We start from the raw sequence: 5,839 nt of genomic DNA on the forward strand, positions 1-5,839 counted from the left end.
TCCCCGCGAAAGCGGGGGCCTTCCTCTTTTCCCACACGCGGCTTCCGTTCCCGCCCCGGCCCTTGCTCCCGTTCGGTCGCATTTCACCTGCGGCGAAACCGCGCGTCCGGTCATCGGCCCCGCCTTTTGGGTTTGCCGCGCAAAAGCGGGCGCGGCATTTCGCTGCGCGAAACCACCCTGGCCGATGTTTTGGCCTGTCCTGTTTATAGGACAGAAAATGCGTTATTCTGTTCTTGCAGGGTTTTCCAGTATCTCACAATGCAGGTAAAAGCTCCCTTCTATTGACTGTTACGAAAAATAGTAATATACTGAATTTGCAGATTCAAAATTACTAAATCCCGTCGGCCTATGTCCAGTATATTACTAGATTCAGTAATCGTCAATATCATTTTACTGAATTCAGTAAAACCGGCATTGTGCCCAAAATGGAGGCCATTGCATTGGATAAAATGTACGAACGCATTGAACAGCTCTGCCGGGAAGCGGGCGTGAACGTCACCACCATGTGCCGGGAGGCGGGCGTGCCGCGCTCGGCGCTTTCCGATTACAAGGCGGGGCGCATCAAAAGCCTGGCGGCGGATAAGCTGGCAAAGATCGCCGGGTATTTCAACGTCTCGGTGGACCATCTGCTGGGCAAAGAAGAAAAGCCCGCCGCCCCGAAGGACGGCGAGCTTGTGAAGGACGAATTGATCGGCTTTTACGGGGACGTAAAAGAGCATTTGACCGAGGGCGATATCGAGGATATCAAGACCCTTATGAAGCTGCGCGCTGAACTGAACCGTTCAAAGGAGTGATTGCGATGTATAACAGCCTTGCAGCGGTATGCGAGGATATGCAGAGCAACGGCATCTCGGTGGTGGAATGCGAGCTGAAAAGCAATCCGTCCCTTTGTATGGAAAAAGGCCGTATCGTGGGGTACGACAGGCGCAAATTTGAAAACGAGGCGGAATGCTGCACGGCGCTGATCCACGAGGACGGCCATTTTGAAAGCGGCGCGTTTTACAAGCCCTTCAGCGTGTACCAGGTGAAGCAGCAGGCCGAAAACAAAGCCTGGCGGAGCGCCTTCCGCAAACGCATCCCATGGTGCGAGCTGAAGGGCGAGATCCTGAAAGGCTTTTCCGTGTGGGAGATCGCAGAGCATTTCAACGTAACGGCACAGTGTATCTGGGATGCATACCTGTATTACAGGGACGTATGCGGCGTATGCATGCAGGAGGACACCTGAGTGCGCCGCCCCCCCTGAAACCGGGCGGCCGGGAAGCCGGGCGGCCGCGCCTGAAAACACAGCAAACGCGCCCTTCCCGCCCGAAGCGCCGCAAGCTGCCCCGGCACAGCCTCCGACGAAGTTTACGGCAAAAACAAAAATGCCGCGGGCTGCCGTGCATGCCCGCGGTGCAGAAAGCAATCGAAAGGAAGAAAGAACGTTCCCTATGAAACCCCAATATTTTGATTCGCAAAAAGCAGCCGCCATTATCGGCGAGCCCAACGACGACCGGCGCAGCCTTATGGTCGACGCGCTCACAGGCGACGAAGCAAAGCTCCTCTGCAAGCTTCTGCTGGAGTTTGTTCCGCGCAAAGGCGCGCAAAAGGTCCGCATCCGGACGATCCATTGAACGCGCCCATTGCATGCGCGCGAACGAGAAAGAAGGCTGGTTTGCTATGAAGAAGCTCCTTCTGACAGCGGGCATCGCGCTGACCGTCCTGCTCCTGCTGGGGATGTTTTTATGGTTCGGGCCGTACGGAACGCAGCTGCTTTAAACCCGCTGGTGGCTTGAGCAGGCCCTATAAGAGCCTTTTACCGGCAGGCGTCTCAAGACGCACCGAATCCTCTTTCGTCTGCATCCCGCGCCCTGCCGCCCGTAAACGGGCAATCCGCTTTCTCCTCTAACACTTCTATTGATTCGGTATCCTTTGTTATTAACAGCCCGCTTCGCTCGACGCTTGAAGCTAGGGCAACGCCGCACAATTCACGGCTGAAGCCTTAAGCGCCGCCTCGCTTGCAGCTTTTCCGGCAGCTGTCACAAAAATGCTCGCGAATACACAAAGTATTCGCTGCGCTTTTTGTTTAACCTGCCAAAAAATCTGCCGGCGCGATTCGTCACTTAGAATTGTACGGTGTTGCCCTAAAGCTTTTTACGGGGTTCCTCCACCGGCAAGAGCCGGTGGTTTCCTTACTCAATAAAAAACGCCTTGCGCTTCGGCGCGCAGGCGTTTGTATTAAACAGCGCCGCCGGTGCATTGGGCGGTAAAGCCACAAAGCAGCGGTTTATGTGGCGGTTTATAAGCTCCCGGCCGCTCCGGGCCGCAAAAATGCGCAGCATTTGTCCATGGTTTTCGCGCGTTTAAAAACAACAAAAAACCCTGAAAAATGGCGGTTTAAAGCCAAATTTCAGGGTTTTCTGCTGGAGCTGTTAATGCGATTCGAACGCACGACCTCATCCTTACCAAGGATGTGCTCTGCCGACTGAGCTATAACAGCAAATGGCGACCCGGATGAGGCTCGAACTCACGACCTCTAGCGTGACAGGCTAGCGTTCTAACCAACTGAACTACCGGGCCATCTGGCAGGGGCAGAAGGATTTGAACCCTCGGCACGCGGTTTTGGAGACCGCTGCTCTACCAACTGAGCTATACCCCTATGCCGTTTCACATAACGCCCCCTGCAAGCAGGGCGCTTAAATATAATACAAAAAACAAGCTCCCTTGTCAAGCCTTTGCGCCAAAAATACGCAAAGTTTTTGCCTGTGCGCACACACGCCACGTTTCGCAATCTCAACTGCGCAAGAAATGCGTTTTTCCTCCGGCCCGCAAGCGTGTATACTTGAAGTGTAAAAGCCTGTCCGCAAAACCGCGGGCCGCATCATCTGAAAAAGGAGTGTACTTATGAAATTCGGCGTTTTTTCCGTGAGCATGCCTGAATACGGCATCGAGGAGTCCGTCCGCCTGCTGAAGGAGCTGGGCTACGACGGCGTGGAGTGGCGCGTGGCCGAAATGCCTGAAAAGGAGCCTGAAAACGTCCCCTTTGCCCTGCGCTACTGGGCCTGCAACAAAAGCACGCTGGAGCTGCGCAGCATCGAGGCCGAGGCGGCAAAGGCCAAGGCCCTGTGCGACGAGGCCGGGCTGGAGATCTTCGGCCTGACGACCTACCTTGCCACCAATGAGCTGGAGCCCCTGGCGCGCGTGTTCCACGCCGCCCGCAGCATCGGCTGCCGTCAGGTGCGGGTGGGCCTCGTGCCCTACAACCCGGCCAAGGCGGACGCCCCCTACCCCGTGCTGTTCGCCCGCATGCGCGAGGACCTGAAGGCCATCGACGCGCTGGCCGCCGAAACGGGCGTCAAGGCCGTGCTGGAGATCCACATGGACACCCTCATCTCCAGCCCCAGCGCCGCTTACCGCGCGCTGGAGGGCTTCGACCCCGCCCGCATCGGCCTGATCTTCGACCCCGGCAATATGGTGAACGAGGGCTTTGAGGACTACCAGAAGAGCTTCGAGCTTTTGGGGGATTACATCGCCCACATCCACATCAAAAACGGCATCCTGGCGCCGGACGGCGAGGACGAGCTGGGCGCCTGCAAATGGAAGCGCGTCTGGACGCCGCTGAAAAAAGGCATGGCGGACCTGAAAAAGCTGTTCGCAGTGGCGCGCAAGGCGGGCTATGACGGCACGTTCTCGATCGAGGATTTCTCCAACGACGAGGCCACGCCCGACAAGCTGCGGGAAAACATCGCCTACCTGAAGGCGCTGGCGGCTTCCGCCCAGGTCCCCGCGCCCGAGCAGGAGGAAAGCGCCTTTGAACGGCTGGCCCGCCCGGAGCGCAGCAAGCCGTAAACCTCATCCGAAACACAACCATACCGGCCGGGGCGCGTTCTGCGCCCCGGCCGGTTTCGCCGCAGGCGAAATGCGGCTGAATGGGAGCAAGCGCCGGGGCCAGCGTGCTCGCTACCACGCCAAGCTCCGCTTGCCGTGGTCCCGCGCTCGCACCCCGGCGCTCGTCGGCTTCCGCCTCCGTTTTGCTTCGCAAAAACGCGCGGCCGGTCATCGGCCCCGCCGGGGCCAGCGTGCTCGCTACCACGCCAAGCTCCGCTTGCCGTGGCCCCTCGGCCAAAACCCCGGCGCTTGACATTCTACCGGGGCATGCTATAATTTTAATTAGTTCAAAATAGAACCAATTTTACGAAAGGAGCATTCCCTCTGATGCAGGAGAACACACCCTTCGGCGTATCTGAGCTTCTGGTGCAGGCGCAGCGGATGAAGAAATGGTATGAAGAGGCGCTGCACGCCGTCGCCGTGCAGTACGGCCTTACTATGAACGAATTATCCGTGCTGCTGTTTCTGGCCAACAACCCGGCCCTGAACACGGCGCGGGATATCGTACAGCTGCGCGCGCTTGCCAAATCCCACGTCTGTATGTCCGTGGATGCGCTGGCGCAGCGCGGCTTTCTTGCGCAGCAGACCGATGAAAAAGATAAACGCCGCGTGCGTCTGTTTGTTACAAAGGCCGGCCAGCCGGCCGCACGGGCCGGGCAGGCCGCACAGCAGGCGTTTTTCGCCCGGCTGCACGCGGGCGTAACCGCCGAAGAATTCGGGGTGCTGCGCACGGTGCTGGGTAAAATGCTGCAAAATGCCCAGGGGGAAGATCAATATGGCGTTTAACATCTTCATTTATATCCTTGCCGGCCTGGGCGCCGGCGTCGGCACCGGGCTGGCCGGACTTTCGGCCGCGGCTGTCATCTCCCCCATGCTCATCACGTTCCTGGGCTTCCCCGCCTATGAGGCCGTCGGCATCTCGCTTGCGTCCGACGTGCTGGCCTCGGCGGTGTCCGCCTACACCTACGGCAAAAACAAAAATCTGGACATCAAAAACGGGCTCATCATGCTGTGCTCGGTGCTCGTGTTCACAATGGTGGGAAGCTGGGCGGCCTCGCTGGTGCCCAACAGCACCATGGGCGGTTTCTCTGTTGTGATGACGCTGCTGCTGGGCGTTAAATTCATCGCGCGTCCCGTGATGACGCCCAAAGGGGCCAACGCGGACAAAAGCCCCCGCACAAAAGCCGTGCAGTCCGTGCTGTGCGGCGTGCTCATCGGCTTTATCTGCGGCTTCATCGGCGCTGGCGGCGGTATGATGCTGCTGCTCATCCTCACCGGCGTGCTGGGCTATGAGCTGAAAACGGCAGTCGGCACCAGCGTGTTCATCATGGCCTTCACCGCGCTCACCGGCGCCGTGTCCCACATGGCCATCGGCGGCCTGCCGGACCTGTTCGCGCTCGCCGTATGCGCCGCGGCCACATTGCTGGGCGCGCGTGTGGCCGCGCTGTTCGCCAACCGTGCCGACGCAAAAACGCTCAATCGCATCACGGGCGTGGTGTTGACCCTGCTGGGCGGCGCAATGGTTCTCGTAAAATATTTTTAACAATGGGAAGCTCGCCTTACCGGCGATTGCGGCTGAATCTCTGCACGCCGCTGCCCCGGCAGCGTTTTGGGGCGGAGCCCCGCCCGGAGCGCGGCAAGCCGTAAAACGCATCCGAAACACAACCATACCGGCCGGGGCGCGTTCTGCGCCCCGGCCGTTTTCGCCGCAGGCGAAATGCGGCTGAATGGGAGCAAAGGCCGGAGGCGTTCCGTTCGGCTAAAAAAGCCGACCGAATACGAACTATACTCTCTATTGAAAATAAAATTTCCTTTGCTCACTCTCTGCCGGCGGAAGAGGAAGAACGGGAACGGAGTATTTTTCTGTGACTCTCTCGCATCCGAAGGATGCGGGTAAATCAAACTCCAGATTTTTCGATAAGAATCTTTCGCATGTCATTCTTACTGTTAAGAAAGATTCCGAAAAATCAGT

Annotated in this window: 7 protein-coding genes and 3 tRNA genes; 6 read left to right on the forward strand and 4 right to left on the reverse strand. The window is 58.3% G+C overall.

Features of this window, described 5'->3' with window-relative positions; translation table 11 throughout:
• Window positions 1-449 precede the first annotated feature (449 nt).
• From TQ39_RS19390 to TQ39_RS19400, 3 genes are all read left to right on the forward strand, one after another.
• Window positions 450-794 (forward strand): helix-turn-helix domain-containing protein, encoded by a 345-nt coding sequence (locus TQ39_RS19390; protein WP_242853549.1) that lies wholly within the window; start codon window positions 450-452, stop codon window positions 792-794.
• Window positions 795-799: 5 nt separating this feature from the next.
• Window positions 800-1,225 (forward strand): hypothetical protein, encoded by a 426-nt coding sequence (locus TQ39_RS19395; protein ID WP_050006754.1) that lies wholly within the window; start codon window positions 800-802, stop codon window positions 1,223-1,225.
• Between the two features lie 205 nt (window positions 1,226-1,430).
• Window positions 1,431-1,613: a hypothetical protein gene (locus TQ39_RS19400; RefSeq protein ID WP_050006755.1), complete on the forward strand. Its 183-nt coding sequence runs from the start codon at window positions 1,431-1,433 to the stop codon at window positions 1,611-1,613.
• Between the two features lie 790 nt (window positions 1,614-2,403).
• Here TQ39_RS19400 and TQ39_RS19405 read toward each other — a convergent pair.
• The 3 genes from TQ39_RS19405 to TQ39_RS19415 all read right to left on the reverse strand — a co-directional run bounded on the left by TQ39_RS19405 (window position 2,404) and on the right by TQ39_RS19415 (window position 2,638).
• Window positions 2,404-2,479 (reverse strand) — tRNA-Thr (locus tag TQ39_RS19405).
• 3 nt (window positions 2,480-2,482) lie between these two features.
• Window positions 2,483-2,559: transfer RNA gene (locus TQ39_RS19410), tRNA-Asp, on the reverse strand.
• A 3-nt stretch (window positions 2,560-2,562) separates the two neighbouring features.
• Window positions 2,563-2,638 (reverse strand) — tRNA-Trp (locus TQ39_RS19415).
• Between the two features lie 245 nt (window positions 2,639-2,883).
• On the opposite strand from TQ39_RS19415, the gene TQ39_RS19420 reads away from it, so the two are divergent.
• The 3 genes from TQ39_RS19420 to TQ39_RS19430 all read left to right on the forward strand — a co-directional run bounded on the left by TQ39_RS19420 (window position 2,884) and on the right by TQ39_RS19430 (window position 5,410).
• Window positions 2,884-3,828 carry a sugar phosphate isomerase/epimerase family protein gene (locus TQ39_RS19420; RefSeq protein ID WP_050006756.1) on the forward strand — a complete coding sequence of 315 codons (945 nt, stop codon included), beginning with the start codon at window positions 2,884-2,886 and terminating at the stop codon, window positions 3,826-3,828.
• 366 nt (window positions 3,829-4,194) lie between these two features.
• Window positions 4,195-4,653, forward strand: a complete 459-nt coding sequence (locus TQ39_RS19425) for a MarR family winged helix-turn-helix transcriptional regulator (protein ID WP_009322679.1) — start codon at window positions 4,195-4,197, stop codon at window positions 4,651-4,653.
• Window positions 4,643-5,410, forward strand: a complete 768-nt coding sequence (locus TQ39_RS19430) for a sulfite exporter TauE/SafE family protein (RefSeq protein WP_050006757.1) — start codon at window positions 4,643-4,645, stop codon at window positions 5,408-5,410. Before TQ39_RS19425 ends, TQ39_RS19430 begins: the two co-directional genes overlap by 11 nt.
• 249 nt (window positions 5,411-5,659) lie before the next feature.
• On the opposite strand, the gene TQ39_RS21490 is transcribed toward TQ39_RS19430, so the two are convergent.
• On the reverse strand, window positions 5,660-5,839 hold a 180-nt coding region (locus TQ39_RS21490; protein WP_207641416.1), incomplete at its 5' end, for a hypothetical protein.

It is taken from the genome of Ruthenibacterium lactatiformans (genome assembly GCF_000949455.1).
Taxonomy (GTDB): Bacteria; Bacillota; Clostridia; order Oscillospirales; family Ruminococcaceae; genus Ruthenibacterium; species Ruthenibacterium lactatiformans.